Genomic DNA, 18,566 nt, shown 5'->3' with positions numbered 1-18,566 from the left:
TTCATCGCGTTCCGCCCAGTGAATCGAGATCGAGGATCGCGCGCAGGTGGGCGAGGCCGCGCGAGGCAGTGGACTTGACGGTGCCGAGGGGGATGCCGAGCTCGCTGGAGACCTCGGACTCCGACAGGTCGAGCAGGTGGCGCAGCACCACGACCCGGCGCTGCTTGAGCGGGAGGCGCAGGAGGGCGCGCACGACGGTGTCGCGGTCGTCCACGGTGCGCGTGGGCATCCGGGTCGCCGGGCGGGCCGCGCGGGTGTCCTCCTGCGGCAGCTCGTCGGGCCCGGTCAGCACCTCGCGCCGCGTGCGGCGCCAGGCGTCGATGCGCAGGTTCGCCAGCACACGCCGCGCGTACACCAGCGGGTCGCCCTGCCGCGCCTTGTGCCAGTGCCGGTAGCAGCGCTCGAAGGTCTGCTGCGTGAGCTCCTCGGCGCGGTGGGCGTCACCGCTGAGGAGGAAGGCCATCCGGTGCAGCGGATCCTTGGCCTCTCGCATGAACGCCGTGAACTCTTCGTTCTTCGAGATCTGGGCGGTCCTGCGCGCGTGAGTGGCCCTGGGCCGGTCGGTACGCACGGGCAGCGAGGGTACGTCATCCTGGTCCCCACCTCGCACCACCGAGAGCGGCCGGGTCGTGGGGACGGTTTCTGGCTTCGGCGTCGTGGTGGATGAGGAGTCTGGGGTGTTCTGCTGGGTTGTCACGGTCTCCAGGTCGTCCGCAGAGCTGGAGTCGGCACGCACGACGCGCAGGACCACGGGCCTCAGGGCCCGGGACTCTGGCGCTCGAACGCGCGGACTCGTGACTGTCACGAACGGAACACGGCCCGACCGGGACGAAGGTTCCATATTGGTTCAGAGAATTTTTCCGGGACGACGAAGCACGTGTCAGACACACAGGTCACGGGGGTGACCTGTACGTCTGACACGTGCTCGCCAGGGGGTGGGTCAGCGGCGGAAGTCCAGCGTCCCCAGGAACGTGTGGAGGTCCCGCAGGCCCTGCTCGCCGCCGTCGAACTCGACCACGAGGAACAGGTTCTCGCCCCGGTCCTCCTGGTGGACGTAGATGTCGACCCAGTAGTAGTCGGTCTCCCCGTCGACGTTGTGCGCGGTCGGGATCACCTCGGCGTAGTCGGCGCCGGGGACGTCGATCATCTTGGACCCCGGGGTACCGGACGGGGTCCACCAGTTGCCGCCGGGCTTGCCGCCCTGGACGTAGACGCGCTCGAACACGTCCTTGTCCTCGGCGGCACGCGCCTTCTCCTCGGCGGTGGCGTCGGTCCACAGGTTCAGCGTGTCCTCGTCGATGCCGGGGTCCACGTGCGCGACCGTCGTCCCGGTCCACTCCACGCCCGGGGAGAACTCGCCGTCGGTCTCCGCCGAGGTCCAGCCCTTCGGGACCGCGAACGTCAGGCCGTTGTGCTCGGTCTTCACCCAGTCGGCCGGTATCCCGGGCTCGATGGCGTCGAGCACCGGGGCCGAGAACTCCGGCAGGTACCAGTCGGGCTCGCCCGCCTCCTTGAGCCAGAGGTTCCCGACGAAGTCGCGGAGCATCTTGTCGCCCTGCTCGGTCGCCGCGAACCGGGTGTCGATGATCCAGCCCTCGTCACCGCTGCGGACCGTGATGGTGGCGGGCCGGACCTTGCCCTCCCGCTTGTGCCGCTCGATGACGACGAGGTCCGCGCCGTCGATGTCGACCGTCGTCGCGCCCGAGTCCTCGGCCGGCGTGGTCCAGCCCGCGACGTCGAACACGTTGCGCAGCTCGATCGTGGCGTCCATGTCGTCGATGGTGCCGGTCTCGCCGAGGCCGTCGGCCTCCGGGTGGTCCGGGGCGAGCCAGCCGGCCACGCCGCCCGCGTTGACGTCGCCGACGGCGATCCAGCCGCCGGCCGGGACCTCGTACCAGAGCCCGCCGAGGATGTAGGGCGCCGCCCCCGCCCCCTCGACCACGCCGTGCTCGACACCCGGCAGCACCGGCAGCGTGCCGTCACCGGTCTCCAGGTACTCGGTGGGCTCGTCGACCGGTTCGTCGGCCAGGTCCGCCGTGGGGTGCGTCGACGAGGGCTCCGTGGACGGCGCCCCCTTGGCCGTGGTCTTCACCGTGCCGGGCAGGGGTTGCTGCCGGTCGGCGTAGATCGCCCCGGCCGCGCCTATGCCCGCGCCGGCGAGCACCACCGCGGCCACGCAGGCGGTCGCCGTGGCCACGACCCGGCGCCTGCGCACGTTGCGCACGGCGCGCGTCGCCATCGCGGCGGCGTCGAGGTCGGCCGGCGGCTTGATCGCCGAGCCGGTCGCCTTCATGCCGGCCAGCAGCGCGGCGTCCTTCTTGGCGTGGATGTCGTGCACGTTCATGATCGGCTCCCTTCGCCGGCGGGCACCACGAGGGTGCGCAGGCGCTCCAGCGCCCGTGAGGCGGTGGACTTGACCGTCCCGGTGGAGATGCCCAGCTCGGCGGCGGTGTCGGCCTCGGACCGGTCGAGCAGGTAGCGCAGCACCACCACCCGCCGCTGCTTGACGGTCAGCGCCAGGAGGGCACGGACCAGGTGGTCCCGCTCGGCCAGCCCGGCGTCCGACGCCGGGGTGCTCGCCTCGCGCAGACCGAGCACCGGCTCGTCGGTGAGCACCTCGCGGCGGGTACGGCGCCAGGTGTCGATCCGGGCGGTGGCCAGGACGCGGCGCGCGTAGGCGAACGGGTCGCCGTCGGCGACCTTCTTCCAGGCCTTGAACGTGCGCTCCAGCGCGAGCTGCACCAGGTCCTTGGCGCGGTGCTCGTCGCCGCTCAGCAGGTACGCGATCCGGTACAGCGCAGGCGTGTTGGCCTGCGCGAACGCCGTGAAGTCCGCCACCGGGTCCTGGCCGCTGCGCACCACCGGGATCTCGCCGGTGCCCCGCTCCGGTTCCAGGCTCACCGCCACCTCGCTCATCCGGTACACCGCCCGGAGGCGTGGCCGGCGGCCTGCCCCGGCGTGGGTTCGCGGCGCGCCGCGCGCCGCCTCGTCTGCGTCATGCACCTTAGACGCAGGGCGGGCCCGCCGAGGTTGCGCTCTTGTCGGAGCGGTTCCTCGACGGGCCCGTGTGACCTACGTCTCCCGAGGTCAGAGCACGTGCGCCAGGAAGTCCTTGGTGCGCTGCTCCCGCGGGTCGTCCAGCACCCTGCTGGGCGGGCCGGACTCGACGATGACGCCGTCGTCCATGAACACGACGTGGTCGGCGACCTCGCGGGCGAACCCGATCTCGTGGGTCACCACGATCATCGTCATGCCGGACCGCGCCAGGTCCTGCATCACGGAGAGGACCTCGCCCACGAGCTCGGGGTCCAGCGCCGACGTCGGTTCGTCGAACAGCATGAGCTCGGGGTCCATGGCGAGCGCCCGCGCGATGGCCACGCGCTGCTGCTGGCCGCCCGAGAGCTGCGCCGGGTAGTGGTCGGTCCGGTCGGACAGCCCCACCCGCTCGATCAGCTCCAGCGCGCGCTGCCTGGCCGCCTTCTTGGTCAGCCCCCGCACCTGCACGGGCGCTTCCATGATGTTCTCGACCGCCGTCATGTGCGGGAACAGGTGGAACCGCTGGAACACCATGCCGATCCGCGAGCGCTGCTTCGCGACCACCTTGGGGTGCAGCCGGTGCAGGATCCCCTTGTCGTCCTTGCGGTAGCCCATCAGGTCGCCGCCCACGACGACGGAGCCGCCGGTGATCTCCTCCAGCTCGTTGATGCAGCGCAGGAGGGTGGACTTGCCGGAGCCCGACGGGCCCAGGATCACCGTGACCGAACCTCGCGGGACGTCGAGGTCCACGCCCTTGAGCACGTGCACGGCGTCGTGCCCGTGGCCGAAGACCTTGTGCACGGCGCGGACGGAGACCATGTCCGTCGAGCCGGCCGGGACGGCCGCGGCATGGGTGGGGGCGCTCATGGTGTCACGTCCTTGTTCACGTCTTCCTGCACGGTCCCGGCCGCGGCGATCGCCGCCTGCCTGCCGCCGGCCGGGCCCTTGCCCCGGCCGCGGCGCCGCGTGCTCGTACCGAACCCGCGCCCGTAGTACTGCTCCAGGTAGTGCTGGCCCACCATCAGGATCGAGGTGATGAGCAGGTACCAGAGCGCCGCGATGACCAGCAGCGGGATGGGCAGGAAGGTGCGGTTGCCGATCGCGCCGGTGGCGTAGGTCAGCTCGAACGTGAGCGGCACGGCCACCACCAGGGAGGTGGTCTTGAGCATCGAGATCGTCTCGTTGCCCGTCGGCGGCACGATCACGCGCATGGCCTGCGGCAGGATCACGCGGCGCATGATCTTGCCGTCCTTCATGCCGAGGGCCTTGGCGGCCTCGGTCTGCCCCGGGTCCACGGAGGTCAGGCCCGCACGCACGATCTCGGCGAGGTAGGCCGACTCGTTGAACGCGAGGCCGAACAGCGCCAGCCAGAACGCGGTGAGCACCTCGTCGGTACGGAAGGAGAAGAACTCCGGCCCGAAGGGGATGCCCAGCGACAGCCGCGGGTACAGCACGGCGAGCAGGCCCCAGAAGATGAGCTGCGTGTAGATCGGCGTGCCGCGGAAGAACCAGATCCAGGCCCAGCTCACCGAGCGCATGACCGGGTTGTCCGACCGGCGCATCATCGCGAGCGCGACGGCGAGCACCACGGCGATGGCCATGGAGCCGAACGTGAGGACCAGGGTCCACATGACACCGCGGATCACCACGATGTCCCGGAGGTAGAGCCAGACCACGTCCCAGCGGAAGTTCTCGTTCGTGATCAGTGCGTTGGCCGCCATGGCGGCCAGCACGAGCACGGCCACGGCCGCGACGAGGCGGCCGGGCCGGGGCACGGGCCGCGCGTGGATCCGGTTGGGCACCGGGTCGCTGCCCGACGGCGACGTCTGCGTCGTCACGTCAGCCTGTCCTTTCCTCGAACCTTGCGTGAGATGACTCCTGGAAAAGCTGAGTGCACGGTACCCGCAGTCGCACGTGGTGCGGACCTCGGGCGCCGTGCACTCGGCGGTCGGGTCACTCGGTCGGGTTCAGCTCGGCCTTGTCCACGACGGCGTCGGCGCTGCCCCAGGCCGCGAAGACCTGCTCGAGCGTGCCGTCGTCGATGAGCTTCTGCACCGCGGCCTGCACCGCGTCGGTCAGGTCCTGGTCGTCCTGCGAGACGACGATGCCGTAGGGCGCCGCGTCCAGGATGTCGCCGACGGTCTCGACCTCACCGGAGGTCTGCTCGACGGCGTAGGCCGTGATGGGCGAGTCGGCGTACATGGCCTGGAGCTTGCCGCCCACGAGGTTGGTGGTGACGTCGGCCTGCGACTCGTAGCGCACGACGTCGATCGGCTCCTCGCCGTCCTTCTCGCACTGCTCGGTGGCCGCGGTGAGCTCGTCGTCCTGGATGGTCGAGGTCTGCACGCCGATGGTGGTGCCGCACAGGCTCTCGGGGTCGAAGCCCTCGGGGTTGCCCGCCGCGACGCCGTACTGCGAGCCGGCCACGGCGTAGCTGATCATGTTGGCCTCGGCGGTGCGCTCCTCCGTGATGGTGAACGCCGAGATGCCCGCGTCGTACTTGGAGCCGATGGCGGGGATGATCCCGTCGAACGCCGCCGACTGGACCTCGGCGTCGAGGCCGAGCACGGCGGCGACGGCGGTGATGGTGTCGATGTCGAACCCGACCGGCGTCTTGCCGTCGGCGTCGATGAACTCGGCCGGCGCGTAGGCGGTGTCGGAACCGACGGTCAGCGTGCCCTTGTCCGCGATCTCCTGGGGGAGCAGCGCGGCGATCTCCTCGTCGACCTCGACGGTGGAGGGGTCGAACGACGCCTCGGCGCTGGACTCGTCGGACGCTCCGTCGGAGCCGGCAGGCTGCTGCGACGCGTCGGTGCACGCGGTCAGGGCGAGGGTGGCCACGGCAAGTACTGCCGTGGCGGTCAGGGCGGGAAGCCTGCGCATCAGGGGTCTCCTGGTCGAGTTTTTTGAACGTCTCGCGAGGCCCCCGGCGACCCGACAGATCTCTGTCATCAGGGGAGCAGAGAACCCGACGGCGCACGTGGCGCCTCGACTCGAGTCTCACCCAACCGTGACTGGTCGCTGGCGTAAACCCGCAACTTAGAGACCATTGTCACACTGTGATGAAGGGCATGTTTCTGTTACATTTCGCCCTTCGCACTGCGCCTGACCTGCAAAGACGCCCAGCCGGCCCGTTCGGCGAACTTGTCCGTCGCGGTGCGCCCCCCTACCCGAGCAGCTCTTCCACATAGCCGCCGCGGAACGTGCCCGCGGGGTCGAGCCGGCCCGCCAGCGCGGCGAAGTCGCTGAACCGCGGGTACAGGCCCGGGAGGTCCGTCACCGGAACCGTGAACAGCTTGCCCCAGTGCGGGCGCGCGCCCAGCGGCAGCAGCGCCGCCTCCAGCTCCGGCAGCGCGTCCCGCACGGCCGGCCAGTCCTGCTTCCACGTGAAGTGCAGCGCGAGGCTGTCGCCGGGAGTCGTGCTGAGCCACAGGTCGTCGCCGGCGACGGTGCGGATCTCGGACGTGAGCAGCAGCGGGCCGAGCCGGTCCCCGAGCGCCCGCACGGCGCGGACGGCGTCGGGCCCCGCGGCGCGCGGGAGCAGGTACTCCGACTGGAGCTCCTCCCCCAGCGACGGCGTGAAGTCGAGGCGGAAGTGCGGCAGCCGCTCGAACCACGGCCCGGGCACCCCGCCCTGCTCCGTGCAGGCGACGGCGGCGACGTCGGGCAGCGGGTGCATCGGCCCGGCCGCCGGGACGGCCCCCAGGTCGGTGAGCAGCGCGGGGGCGGCGCCCACGCCGTCGTCCACGCGGGACTTGCACCAGACCATACGGACGTCGGGCTCGAACCAGCTCGTGAAGACGCTCACCGAGTACGCGCTGCCCATGACGGCGTCGAGGTTCTCGGCCAGGGCGTCCCAGGACAGGCCCGTGAACACGTCCTGCCGCACGTCGAACGTCGGCACCGTGGCCAGCTCGACGCGCGTCACGACGCCGAGGGCGCCGAGCGCCACCACGGCGCCCGGGAAGTCGGCGTCGCCGCGGCGCAGGGTCAGTGCCTCCCCGGAGGCGGTCACCAGCTCCAGCCCGACGACGTCGCCCGCGAGCGAGCGCGTGCCGTCACCCGAGCCGTGGGTGCCGGTGGCGACGGCCCCGGCCACGGAGATGTGCGGCAGGGAGGCCATGGCGGTCAGGGCGCGGCCCTGGGCGTGCAGCCCGGCGACGACGTCGCCGTAGCGCAGTCCGGCCCGGACGGAGGCCACGCCCGTGGCCGCGTCGACCTCGAGGGCCGGCCGGCCGTCGTCGAGGAGGTCGAGCTGGACGTGCACGCCCGTGGTGTCGGCGACGTCCGAGAACGAGTGGCGTGAGCCGAGGGCCCGGACGCGGGGCTCGCCGGCGACGATGCCGGCAAGCTCCGCGAGGGTCCGGGGGCGCTCGGTGCGCGCGGAGGAGTACGTGAGGTTCGCTGCCCAGTTCTTCACCGGACCAGGGTGCCACTCCCGCGCCCGTTCGGACGCGGCCGTTCACATGGTGCTTCGGTGTGGTGCTTCGGTAGGGCTCAGGCGCTGGCGCCGGCGCCGCGCACCACCGGGATGCGCTGGCTGATGCCGACCATGTCCAGGACCTCCATGACGACGGCGGACGGCTCCCGGAGCTGGACGGGCGATCCCGTCTCCTCGCCGAGCACGAACACCTGGAGGATGAAGGCCACCCCGGAGGAGTCGATGAACGTGACGTCCCGGGCGTCGACAATGACGGGATCGGGGTCGGGTCGTGCTGCGAGCGTGGCCATCGCCTCGCTCGCGTTCTCGCGCAGCAGCGCGTCGATGTCACCCCAGAGGGTCAGCACCGTGCCCTCGTAGGTGTTCCGGCAGGCGATTCCGGATCCCAGGCGTCCGGGAACCATGTCCTGCGCTGAGTCTGACGGGAGAGGGTCCATGGGGTCATTCGCTCCGTCCTGCATTGGTCGGGCCTCGACTTCGTTGACACTTGCTTCTGCACAACTGACGTAAACGTCAACTTGGACACTTCTTGGTGCTGTCTGACCACCCCTTGCCCCGGCAGGGCAAGAATTGCCTAGGGCGAGTGTTCACCCGACACCGGGCTTACGTCCACCCCCAAGGCGTTACGGTCACGTTGCACGGAGGAGAACTACCACCCTCCGCATGGTGCGGGCCCGTTCGGCGCCCGTCCGGGACGCGGCTCAGACGGGGTCGGTCACGTCCGCGATCGTGGCTCCGAGCGCCGACGTGAGGTCGACGGCATCGAGCGTGGCACCCACACCGTGAGCACCTCCGCCGATCGACACGGGCCCTGGCTCGCCGAGCCGGGAGTCCGCGACGACGGGCCACCTGTGGAACGACCCGAACGGGGTGATGGTTCCCCGCTCATAGCCCGTGACCTCGAAGGCCACGTCCTTGCTCGGCATCGACAGCCGCGAGACGCCCAGCAGCGCCCGCAGCTTGGGCCACGAGATCTGCCGGTCACCGGGGACCAGGACGAACAGGAAGTCGTCGTCGGCCCGCCGCACGACGATCGTCTTGATCAGCTTCGCGGGCTCCACCCCGCGCGCGGCGGCCGCCTCGGCGAGGCTCGCGACCTGACCGTGCCGGGTGATCTCGAACGGGATGCCCGCCGCCTCGAGCGCCGCGACAGCTCGTTCTTCACTCATGGAATTTCCTATCCTGAAAACGCGAGTCTTCGTTGTCTCGCAATATGGTCAAGGTATCTCCTGTGCGGCGCTCCGTCAGGCGTCGTACTCGGTGCGCTCGGTGCGCCAGTACTCGGCCCCGTCGCGCGTGCGCTGCACCAGTCCGTGGTCAACCATCGCACGCCGGGTACCCGCCGGGTCGTAGGACAGCTCGCGCAGCCGGTCCGTCAGCTCCCGCTCGGTCACCGGCTCCAGCAGCTTGGGCAGCGCCTGGGCGGCCAGGTACCGCGTCACCGCGACCTTGTCCCGCCAGCGGCGCGGCAGGGCCTCCAGGCGCCCGGAGCGCAGGAACCGCCGGGGGTCACCGGCCGGGGCCGGCTCACCCGAGACCGGCTCGCCCGCGGCCCGGCCGCCCGACGTCTGCTCCGCCGACATCCGTCAGCTCAGCTCCGGCCGGCGGGGCCGGCGGCTCGCCCGGACCACGGTCGACTTGGACATGGTCCCGAGCAGGCTGGACGACGTCGCGTCGGCCGTGCCCGCCGGGTCCCCCTCCGGGCAGGTCGTCGGGTCCGTGTCGGACCCGGCCGGGTCGGCGGGATCCGCGCAGCAGGTCGCGTCCGTGTCCTCCGAGGCGTCGCCGGCAGCCTCCTCGGCAGCGGCCTTCTCCGCCGCGGCCTTCTCCTCGGCCGTGGCCCCGGCCGGGACCTCGACCTCGCACTCGGGATCGGACGGGTCGGGGGTCGGCTCCTCGGACGGGTCCGGGCTCGGGTCCGGCGTCGGCTCCTCCGAGGGGTCGTCGCTCGGGTCCGGGCTGGGCTCCTGCGACGGCTCCTCGGTCGGGTCCGTCGGGTCGGGGCTGGGCGTCGGCCTCGGCGTCGGCTTGGTCGTCGGGTCCGTCGGCTTCGGGTCGCTCGGCGTGGGCTTGGGCGTCGGCTTCGGCGGCTTCTGCGACGGCGGGTTGGCGCCCGGCTCGTCCGACGGCTTCGCGGGCTTGCCGGCGCTGCTCCCGCCGCTCGGCTTCGGGTCGGGCGACGGCTTGTAGCGCGGGGTCGCCGAGTCGGACGGCGTCCAGGTGCCGACGTCGGACGGGTCGATCGCGCGGTTCGGGACGGAGCCCGCAGCGAAGAACTCGAAGTGCCACGGCTCGGGCTTGGCGCCGCCGAGCCGGGCCCAGGACGGGTTGTCCCAGCCGTAGTCGGGGCCGTGCAGCCGGAGCCAGACGTACTGGGCCGAGGCGCCGCCCGCGATCGGGTTGCCCAGGTCCACCGCGAGGCCCCAGCCGTGGTTCGACGTGCCGGGGACCGCCGCCAGGTGCGGCTTGGTCTTCGCCACCGCGACCTGCAGCTCGTAGGACCGGTAGGAGTCGGTGATCGGGATCGAGTAGCCGAACTCCTTCTCGAACTCCGCGTTGAGCGCCGTGAAGCGCTCCGCGGCGTCGCAGCGCAGCATGTGGCCGGGAGCGAAGCTCAGCGGGCACAGCACGTCGGTCGGGATGCGGCCGTTGGAGTAGCCCAGCGTGGAGCCACCGAACGCGGAGACGACGTCGAGCAGGCTCTCGCGGAGGGAGACGCCCGCCCGCTGCCCGAGCCCGCCGAGCCCCTCGACCTCCACCAGTGCGTTGGGCACCGACGGGTCCAGCATGTTCGCCAGCCGGACGGCGGCGATGACCACCTCGTCGTAGGTGACATAACCCGCGTGCGGGTCGTCCTCCGCCGGGTCGATCACCGACGTGCGGTCGTTCGACACCTGGACGGCGGGCGGGGTGTCGTCGTCGGACGGCGTCCCGGTCTCGTCCTGGGTGGGCTCCTCCTGGCCGGGGCGGTCCTGACCGGAGTCGTCCTGGCCGGAGTCGTCCTGGCCGGAGTCGTCCTGGCCGGAGTCGTCCTGGCCCGCGTTCTCGTCGTCCGCGTCCTCCTGGCCGGTGCCACGCCCGTCGGCGTCGTCGTCCCGGTCGGAGCCGCGCGACGGGGTCTCGGCGTCCGGCCCCGTGCCGCGCGCGGGCGCGTCCTCGACGCGCAGGCCCTCGTTGTTCTCGCCGAACGCGAGCTGCTGCATCTGGTAGGTCGTGTAGAGCATGCCGAGCTCGGCGGCGGCCTGCGCCACGGTGGGGCTGAAGGCAGGCCCCTGATCCTGCGCCTCCTGCTCGGCGCGTTCGAGCACCGCGACGATCTGCGCGAGCGTGACGCCCTGCGGGGCGGTCTCGGTCTCGCCGACCGTGACGCTCTGCAGCAGGCCGTAGAGCCGGATCGGCAGGTCGTCGCCGTCGCGGGCGGCCTGCGTACCAGGAACGCTCGCCGCCGCCGTGACCAGCACGCCCGCGGCGATTGCTGTGGCGACGGCGCCGGTCCAGGCCCGCCGGAGATACCTGCGCAGGCCGGTCCGGGGTACGTGTGGAACGAGCGACTTCGCCTGGTTCACGCGTCTCCCCCTCGGTCGGTGCGCTGCCTGCCGGAGCGCGGCGCATGCCGTTTCGGATCCTTACACAGCAGTATCACGATCTGGTGAACTCGGGTGGAGTAATTATCGGCGCCCAGGTGAACCGCCCTGCCCGGAGGCAGCGGACGGCGCACGCCGGACGTCGGTGACGCCCCACCAGCGACAAGAGTAACGATTCGGGCGTACAACGCAATGAAGTCTTCCTGGTGCATCTCGGATGCTTCACACTGACCCGGGTCCGTACGGGCGCATCGCGCCCGCAACCGAGCGGCCGGAAGTGTGGCCGTGAAAGGAAGTCCCCCATGACCGAGACTCCCAACGCACCCGCAGTCGAGGGCACCGTGCAGGACCCGCAGGCGAACGTCATCGCGATCGTCGGCTTCGTCCTCGCGTTCGTCGCGCCCCCGATCGGGATCATCCTCTCGGCGATCGCTGTGTCGAAGGCCGGCAAGACGGGCATCGACAGCAAGCTCGCGAAGTGGGGTCTGGCCCTCTCGATCATCTTCACCGTGCTGTACCTGGTCTTCGTCGCGGTCGGCGTCATCGCGGCGCTCTCGCTGCCGGCCGGCGCCGGCGTCTGACCTGAGGTAGCGCGCACCGGGCGGCCACGCGCGCCCGGCAGCACCACCCACAGCACAGAGGCTGTCGCTCCCGCGGGGCGACAGCCTCTGTCGTTCCAAGGCCTGATGTCGGTGCCCTATCCAAGACCAATCGGATACTCCACAATATGGCCTGACATTTCCGACTACCTGCCAACCAGGGGAGCACTACCACCATGACCACGCCCGACACCACGACCCCCGAGGCCGCGACCGAAGAGAACGCGGCCACGGCTGCCACGGAGGTCGTGGAGACCGAGTCCGCCGAGGCGGCGGCGACGTCCGAGGCGAAGGCAGAGACCGAGGCCCCCGCTTCCGAGCCGGCCACCGAGGCGCCCGCTGTGGCCGAGACCGCTCCGCTCGAGACCGCCGCGGTCGAGACCGCTCAGGCCGAGACGGCTCCGGTCGAGACTGCTCCGGTCGAGACCGCTCCGGCCGTCGTCGCCGAGGCCGTGCCCGCTGCCGCCGTGGCAGCGGCCCCCGCAGCCGCCACCTCGACCGAGGTCGCCGCACCGGCCGCCGCGGCCGCCGTCGCCGCGCCCGCCCCGGCCGTCGTCGAGGAAGAGGAGGAGGACCCGCAGACCACGGTCTTCAGCCTCGTCACGTTCTTCCTCGCCGCGCTCCCGATCATCGGCGTCATCCTGAACGCCATCGCGGTCGCCCGCGCCGGCAAGGAGGGCTTCGACCTGTGGCTCGCCAGGTGGGGCCTCGCGCTCGCCATCGTCGAGACGGTCGGCGCCCTGATCCTGGTCGGCATCGGCTACTACTTCGGCCTGCTGACCGCCGGCGCCATCTGAGCCACCCCGCACCCCTGCCGAGGTCCGCCTCCCCCGAGCCCTCCCGCACGGTCTCTCCCCAGACACCGTGCCGGACCGCCGGGTGGGAGCGGACCTCGTGCTCTGCCCGGGCAGCCGCGGCCGGCTCAGGTCTCACGACTTGGTCAGAACGGGTGAAATTTCGCTAACCTACACATGATGGTCATTTGGGTGTCACCGGACGCCTCGACCATGAACGGGCCCAGGTCAGTCTCGAGGAAGGTCTGTCCCATGTCGCAGCTCGTCGTCCAGCGAGACCTCCGGCGCGGCCACCGCGCCCGCCACCTCGTCGCGTCGGCCCTGGCGCTGGCGCTCGTCGCCCTCCTGACGGTGGTGCATCCCCAGGCCGCGAGCGCCTACCCGCCCGGCCTCCCGTCCAAGGCGGTGGCGCAGTCCGAGCTCGACGCCCTCCCGGTGCGCGCCGAGAGCGAGTCGGCGCCGTACGACCGGGACCTCTTCCCGCACTGGATCACCGTCGACGGCTGCACCACCCGCGAGACCGTTCTGCGCCGCGACGGCGACGGCGTGGAGGTGGGCAGCGACTGCTACCCGACGTCGGGCAGCTGGTACAGCGAGTACGACGGCCAGACCCGCACCGCGCCGGCCGACATCTCGATCGACCACGTGGTGGCCCTGGCCGAGGCCTGGCGCTCGGGCGCCGACGGATGGACGACGGCGCGGCGGCAGGACTTCGCGAACGACCTCACCGGGCCGCAGCTCATCGCGGTCACGGCCGAGGTGAACAGCTCGAAGAGCGACAAGGACCCCGCCGAGTGGGTGCCGCCGCTGGCGAGCAAGCGCTGCGCGTACTCGAAGATGTGGATCCACACGAAGTCGCGCTGGGGCCTGAGCGTGGACGCGGCCGAGAAGGCCGCGCTGCAGCCGCTGCTGGACAGCTGCTCGTACTGAGCCCGGTCCTGCCGCGCCGCCGGCACCCGCTGGCCGGCCGGCGACCCGGTCGGACGCTCAGGCCACCTCGCTGACCTGGGCGTCCGACAGCCGGGCGAGCGTGCGGCGCAGCGTCTCCTCGGCGTCGAGCACGGCCTGGTAGGCGTCCCGGCAGGCCGCGTACCCGGCGCAGGCGGCGTCCACGACGCCGATCGCGGCCCGCGAGACGGCGTCGACCTCCTCGGGCAGGGCCGTCCCGCCGACCGAGGCGAGCCGGGCCGCCACGTGCCGGGCCACCCGCAGGCGCGCGACGCCTGCGATGTGCCGCGCCTGGCCGGACTCGAGGGCGACCGCGTAGTCGTCGAACGTGTCGGCCATCGCGTCGAGGCCCCGCGTGCCCGACGTGGTCGCACCGGGGGCGCGCAGCGCGGTGCGCATGGTGCGCAGCCCCGTGGCGGCGTCGCGGACGGCGCGTGCCCTCCCCCGCACCTCCGCCGGGCTCCCGCCGGGCAGGTGGCCCACGGCGGTGTCCCAGTCGGACGACGCCGTGCGCAGGTCCTCGGTCAGGATCTCGACGTACTCCGGGACGTCCAGGTGCTCGAAGCCCTGGCGCCTGCGGCTCAGCCCGTCGATCCGGCTCTCGCACAGGTCGATGAGCTCGAGCAGGTTCACGCCGGGCCCTCGCCGGCGGCGCCGGCAGGGTCGGCCGGTCCCGCTCCGGGGTCCGGGCGGGCGTGGTCCACCTGGCGGACCGGCAGCGGCCGGGGTCCCGCCGGGTGGTCCACCGCTACCGGCTCGGCCCGGGCGGCGGTGTCGGCGGGTGCGGGAGACGCGGCCGGCCTCGTTGTCGGCCGGCCGTCCGACGGCTCCGGTTCGAGCCGGTCGAGCACCGAGAGGACCCGATGGATCCTGGCGATCTCGCGGAGCGCGGCGGCCGGGTCGGCCTCCCGGCCCGCGGTGCGCAGCACGTGCCCGACGGCGTCGCGGGCCGCCGTCGGCCCCACGACCACGGCGTCCCCGAGCGCGATCACGTCGGCGAGGCCGGCGAGCCGCACCGTGATGGCGACCCGGCGCGTCGTCGGCCAGCCGACACCCGCGGCGGTGAGCCGTCGTACGGAACGCGCGATGGTCTCGGGGCTCATGGGGTGCGCTCCGGCGTGCCGACGTCGACCCTCAGCTGCTCAGCCATCCAGCTCCCTCTCCGGCATCCCCGCACTTCACAGGGATTTTCGGCAGCCTAGGCGGCATCTGCCGGAGACAACATGGGGAGCGATCCCCATCCCCGGGCCCGCCTCGCAGGCCACACCCGGGTCCCGCGGCGGGCCCCGGCGGCTGTTGACGGATCCGCGCGGACCGGTGAGTCTGGTCGGGCCGCGGCCCGGCGGGCCGCGTTCGCACTGCTCAGCTCTCCAACCGACGGACGACATACGAGCACAGGGAGAACCGATGACAACGCTGTCAGAGACGCCCTCGCACCGCACGCACCGACGCTTCCGGAGACACCCCGGCCGGCGGTCCGGACGACCCGCCCTCGGCCTCGCCGCCGCCCTGGCCGCCGCGTGCCTGGCGGTCTCGCTGGCTCCCGCTCCGCCGGCAGACGCGGCACCGGCGGGCGCGGGCGCCGTCGGACCAGTCGTCGCCGGGACCGGGACGAGGGCCGCCGCCCTGGCCGAGATCTGCGACATCTACTGCGACGCCCGGGACCCCGGGGCCGCGGCGGGCGACCGGGTGCCGGTGAGCACCACGGTCCACGGCCGCACGATCCGGCTGCACGTGTCCGACCCCGACGTCATGGGCTGGGGCTCGATCGAGGGCGGGCAGCCCGGCGACGAGGTCTGGCTGGACCGTTCGTTCGACGGCGGCCGGACGTGGGCGTCGGGCAGCCGGCTGGGCGCCACGACGACCCCGGCGGGCTCCACCGGCTGGCGCACCCAGATGTACAACGTGGACGACTGGAACAACACCGGCGTCGGCGCGCTGCGGGCCTGCGGCAAGGCGGGCGACCGCGCCGAGATCGCCTGCACCGGCTGGGCGCGCAACGACCGCAACGCGGGCAGCCGCTCCACGGCCGCCGCCACCGCGCTGATGATGCTGTGGGACCGCGACACGGGGCTGTTCGAGACCAACGGCTGGTGGACCGGGGCCAACGCGCTGACCGCCGTCATCGACAACGCCCGGATCAGCGGCATGGGCAGCTACCGGTACGCGATCGCGCAGACCTACGACAAGAACGTGAGCTCGCGCGACGGCCAGTTCCGCAACGAGTACCTGGACGACACGGGCTGGTGGGGCCTGGCCTGGGTCGCCGCCTACGACCTCACGGGCGACAGCCGCTACCTGAGCACGGCCCGGGCCGACGCCGACCACATGCGCGCCTACTGGACGAGCAAGTGCGGCGGCGGCGTGCAGTGGAACACCGGCATCGCGTACAAGAACGCGATCACCAACGAGCTGTACGTGCAGCTCAACGCGGCGCTGCACAACCGCATCCCGGGCGACACCACCTACCGCCAGCGAGCGCAGGAGGGGTGGGAGTGGTTCCGGGACAGCGGCATGATCGGCTCGGGCAACCTGGTCAACGACGGCCTGAACGACTCGTGCGCCAACAACGGCCAGCCCACCTGGACGTACAACCAGGGCGTGATCCTCGGGGCGCTGGCCGAGCTGCACCGGGCCACCGGTGACGCGGCGCTGCTGGAGACCGCCCGGGACCTGGCCGACGCCTCGACCGGGTCGTCCTACCTGAACCCCGGCGGGATCCTCCGCGAGGTGAACGAGGGCGACGACTGCAACAGCGACGGGGCGTCGTTCAAGGGGGCCTACGTGCGCGGGCTGGGCAAGCTCAACGCCTACCTGGCCGACCGCCCGTACAGCGCCTACCTCGACCGGCAGGCCGACGCGGCGTACGGCAACGACCGCGACTCGCTCGGCATGTACGGCCCGCACTGGGCCGGGCCGCTGGTGCGGCCCGCGACGGGGCACGGCTGCCAGCAGGGCGCGCTGGACCTGATGAACGCTGCCGAGGCCGGCTAGACCCCACGTGTCAGACGTACAGGTCACCCCCGTGACCTGTACGTCTGACACGGGAGGGGGCCGTTCCGGGACCCCGCGGCAAATCATCTTGCCGTTCCTGGGAGAATGAGGGGTTGTGAGTACCGAGCCTTCTTCCGCCCCTGTGTCCGACGGCGATCGCGGTCGCGCGGGCGGAGGGCGGAACCACCGCCGCGGCTCGGGCAGGCGGACCGGCGACCAGAACCGCCGCCCGCGGCGATCCGGGCCGCAGCGCGTCTCCGCGGCGCAGCTCGCGGCGGCGGCCGCCAAGCGGGCCGCCGTCGAGATGCCGGACATCACCTACCCGGCCCAGCTGCCCGTCTCCGCCCGGCGCGAGGACATCGCCGCGGCGATCCGCGACCACCAGGTCGTGATCGTGGCCGGCGAGACCGGTTCCGGCAAGACGACGCAGATCCCCAAGATCGCGCTCGAGCTGGGGCGCGGGCGCGAGGGCCAGATCGGCCACACCCAGCCCCGCCGCCTCGCCGCGCGCACCGTCGCGGAGCGCATCGCCGAGGAGCTCGGCACGCAGCTCGGCGGCGTCGTCGGCTACCAGGTGCGGTTCACCGACCAGTCCAGCGACGAGACGCTGGTCAAGGTCATGACGGACGGCATCCTGCTCGCCCAGATCCAGCGCGACCTGCAGCTCCTGGCCTACGACACGATCATCATCGACGAGGCGCACGAGCGGTCCCTCAACATCGACTTCCTGCTCGGGTACCTGTCGCGGCTGCTGCCGCAGCGGCCCGACCTCAAGCTGATCATCACGTCGGCCACCATCGACTCCGAGCGGTTCGCCGCGCACTTCTCCCCCGCGGCCCTGGCGGAGCGGGGCGGGGCGCCCGAGTACGTCACCGACGTGCTCCCGGACCTGGCCCCGATCGTCGAGGTCTCGGGCCGCACCTACCCGGTCGAGATCCGGTACCGCCCGCTGTCGCCCGACGAGGGCGAGACGGGTACGGAGGGCGAGCGGGCTTCGTCGTCCGACCGGCCGGCAAAGAAGAAGGGCAAGGCACGCGGGGACGAGGAGAAGGACCTCGTCACCGGCATCATCGACGCCTGCGACGAGCTGCTCCGGGAGGGCAGCGGCGACATCCTCGTGTTCCTCTCGGGCGAGCGCGAGATCCACGACGCCGCCGACGGCCTGGCCGGCCACTACAAGGAGCGTGCGCGCGACCCGAAGCACCCGCAGCACATCGAGATCCTGCCGCTGTACGCGCGGCTGTCGAGCGCGGAGCAGCACCGGGTCTTCCAGCAGCACGCCTCGCGGCGCATCGTGCTGGCCACGAACGTCGCCGAGACGTCGCTGACCGTCCCGGGCATCCACTACGTGGTGGACCCGGGCACGGCGCGCATCAGCCGCTACTCCAAGCAGACCAAGGTGCAGCGGCTGCCGATCGAGCCGGTCTCGCAGGCCTCGGCCAACCAGCGCAGCGGCCGCTCCGGCCGGGTCGCCGACGGAATCGCGATCCGCCTCTACTCGGAGGAGGACTTCGACGGCCGGCCCGAGTTCACCGAGCCCGAGATCCTGCGCACCTCCCTGGCGTCCGTGCTGCTGCAGATGATCTCGGTGGGCGTCGTCAGCACGCCCGACGACGTCGCACGCTTCCCCTTCGTCGAGCCGCCCGACACGCGCGCCATCCGCGACGGCGTCCAGCTCCTGACCGAGCTCGGCGCGCTGGAGGAGGTCGACGGCGTCACCCGGCTCACCGACGTGGGCCGCACCCTCGCCCAGCTCCCGATGGACCCGCGCCTGGCGCGCATGGTGATCGAGGGCTCTCGGCACGGCGTCGCCCGCGAGGTGGCGATCGTCGCCGCCGCGCTGTCGATCCAGGACCCCCGCGAGCGCCCCGCCGAGCAGCGCGCGCAGGCCGACCAGCTGCACGCCCGGTTCGCCGACCCGCGCTCCGACTTCCTCACCTACCTCAACCTCTGGGAGTACGTGCGGGAGCAGCAGCGGCTCCTGTCCAGCTCGGCGTTCCGGCGGCAGTGCAAGGCGGAGTACCTGAACTTCCTGCGCATCCGCGAGTGGCAGGACGTCGTGGCGCAGCTCCGCGAGATGGCCAAGCCGCTGGGTATCGAGATGTCGTTCCAGCCGCGGAACCGCCAGGACCGCGGGTCGAGCCTGTCGAGACCGGACGAGGTCTCGACA

At 72.2% G+C, this 18,566-nt stretch carries 18 protein-coding genes; 5 read left to right on the top strand and 13 right to left on the bottom strand.

From position 1 onward, the window contains the following. Window position 1: 1 nt before the first annotated feature. From ACFU5G_RS12400 to ACFU5G_RS12350, 11 genes are all read right to left on the bottom strand, one after another. Entirely contained in the window at window positions 2-571 is a 570-nt protein-coding gene (locus tag ACFU5G_RS12400) for a SigE family RNA polymerase sigma factor (protein ID WP_051109610.1), read from the bottom strand. 369 nt (window positions 572-940) lie between these two features. Continuing rightward, the gene (locus ACFU5G_RS12395) at window positions 941-2,344 is read right to left on the bottom strand and encodes a hypothetical protein (protein ID WP_377244454.1); all 1,404 of its coding nucleotides are present in this window, start codon (window positions 2,342-2,344) and stop codon (window positions 941-943) included. Then, the gene (locus ACFU5G_RS12390; RefSeq protein WP_377244451.1) at window positions 2,341-2,916 is read right to left on the bottom strand and encodes a SigE family RNA polymerase sigma factor; all 576 of its coding nucleotides are present in this window, start codon (window positions 2,914-2,916) and stop codon (window positions 2,341-2,343) included. Before ACFU5G_RS12390 ends, ACFU5G_RS12395 begins: the two co-directional genes overlap by 4 nt. A 171-nt stretch (window positions 2,917-3,087) precedes the next feature. After that, window positions 3,088-3,903: an amino acid ABC transporter ATP-binding protein gene (locus tag ACFU5G_RS12385; RefSeq protein ID WP_377244448.1), complete on the bottom strand. Its 816-nt coding sequence runs from the start codon at window positions 3,901-3,903 to the stop codon at window positions 3,088-3,090. Continuing rightward, complete coding sequence (locus tag ACFU5G_RS12380; RefSeq protein WP_377244445.1) at window positions 3,900-4,874, bottom strand: amino acid ABC transporter permease; 975 nt, start codon at window positions 4,872-4,874, stop codon at window positions 3,900-3,902. The genes ACFU5G_RS12385 and ACFU5G_RS12380 overlap by 4 nt, the downstream gene beginning before the upstream one ends. A 115-nt stretch (window positions 4,875-4,989) precedes the next feature. Beyond that, complete coding sequence (locus tag ACFU5G_RS12375; protein WP_377244442.1) at window positions 4,990-5,919, bottom strand: ABC transporter substrate-binding protein; 930 nt, start codon at window positions 5,917-5,919, stop codon at window positions 4,990-4,992. Between the two features lie 283 nt (window positions 5,920-6,202). Further along, window positions 6,203-7,456 (bottom strand): FAD-binding protein, encoded by a 1,254-nt coding sequence (locus ACFU5G_RS12370; protein ID WP_377244439.1) that lies wholly within the window; start codon window positions 7,454-7,456, stop codon window positions 6,203-6,205. 77 nt (window positions 7,457-7,533) lie between these two features. Continuing rightward, window positions 7,534-7,881, bottom strand: coding sequence for an STAS domain-containing protein (locus ACFU5G_RS12365; RefSeq protein WP_377244435.1), 348 nt, complete (start codon window positions 7,879-7,881; stop codon window positions 7,534-7,536). Between the two features lie 297 nt (window positions 7,882-8,178). Beyond that, window positions 8,179-8,646, bottom strand: a complete 468-nt coding sequence (locus ACFU5G_RS12360) for an aminoacyl-tRNA deacylase (RefSeq protein ID WP_036971044.1) — start codon at window positions 8,644-8,646, stop codon at window positions 8,179-8,181. 75 nt (window positions 8,647-8,721) lie between these two features. Further along, complete coding sequence (locus ACFU5G_RS12355) at window positions 8,722-9,060, bottom strand: DUF2087 domain-containing protein (RefSeq protein WP_377244432.1); 339 nt, start codon at window positions 9,058-9,060, stop codon at window positions 8,722-8,724. A gap of 3 nt (window positions 9,061-9,063) precedes the next feature. Continuing rightward, a complete protein-coding gene (locus ACFU5G_RS12350) occupies window positions 9,064-11,043 on the bottom strand; it encodes a D-alanyl-D-alanine carboxypeptidase family protein (protein WP_377244428.1) in 1,980 nt (659 codons plus the stop codon). A 320-nt stretch (window positions 11,044-11,363) separates the two neighbouring features. Between ACFU5G_RS12350 and ACFU5G_RS12345 the strand changes: the two genes are divergently transcribed. The 3 genes from ACFU5G_RS12345 to ACFU5G_RS12335 all read left to right on the top strand — a co-directional run bounded on the left by ACFU5G_RS12345 (window position 11,364) and on the right by ACFU5G_RS12335 (window position 13,384). Continuing rightward, window positions 11,364-11,642 (top strand): hypothetical protein, encoded by a 279-nt coding sequence (locus tag ACFU5G_RS12345; protein ID WP_377244425.1) that lies wholly within the window; start codon window positions 11,364-11,366, stop codon window positions 11,640-11,642. A gap of 194 nt (window positions 11,643-11,836) precedes the next feature. Then, entirely contained in the window at window positions 11,837-12,457 is a 621-nt protein-coding gene (locus ACFU5G_RS12340; RefSeq protein WP_377244422.1) for a hypothetical protein, read from the top strand. Window positions 12,458-12,706: 249 nt separating this feature from the next. Continuing rightward, window positions 12,707-13,384, top strand: a complete 678-nt coding sequence (locus tag ACFU5G_RS12335; protein ID WP_377244419.1) for an HNH endonuclease family protein — start codon at window positions 12,707-12,709, stop codon at window positions 13,382-13,384. Window positions 13,385-13,441: 57 nt separating this feature from the next. On the opposite strand, the gene ACFU5G_RS12330 is transcribed toward ACFU5G_RS12335, so the two are convergent. Then, complete coding sequence (locus tag ACFU5G_RS12330; RefSeq protein ID WP_377244417.1) at window positions 13,442-14,035, bottom strand: hypothetical protein; 594 nt, start codon at window positions 14,033-14,035, stop codon at window positions 13,442-13,444. Further along, window positions 14,032-14,505 (bottom strand): hypothetical protein, encoded by a 474-nt coding sequence (locus ACFU5G_RS12325; RefSeq protein ID WP_377244414.1) that lies wholly within the window; start codon window positions 14,503-14,505, stop codon window positions 14,032-14,034. Before ACFU5G_RS12325 ends, ACFU5G_RS12330 begins: the two co-directional genes overlap by 4 nt. A gap of 304 nt (window positions 14,506-14,809) precedes the next feature. Here ACFU5G_RS12325 and ACFU5G_RS12320 point away from each other — a divergent pair, with 304 nt between their 5' ends. Both ACFU5G_RS12320 and hrpA read left to right on the top strand, forming a co-directional pair. Further along, on the top strand, window positions 14,810-16,396 hold the full coding sequence (locus tag ACFU5G_RS12320; protein ID WP_377244411.1) for a glycoside hydrolase family 76 protein: 1,587 nt from the start codon (window positions 14,810-14,812) through the stop codon (window positions 16,394-16,396). A gap of 142 nt (window positions 16,397-16,538) precedes the next feature. Then, window positions 16,539-18,566 (top strand): ATP-dependent RNA helicase HrpA (gene hrpA, locus ACFU5G_RS12315; protein WP_377244408.1); only part of this gene is annotated, 2,028 nt, incomplete at its 3' end.

The organism is Promicromonospora sp. NPDC057488 (assembly GCF_042802395.1).
Lineage (GTDB): Bacteria > Actinomycetota > Actinomycetes > Actinomycetales > Cellulomonadaceae > Promicromonospora.
This window is presented reverse-complemented; position numbering and strand designations above follow the sequence as displayed.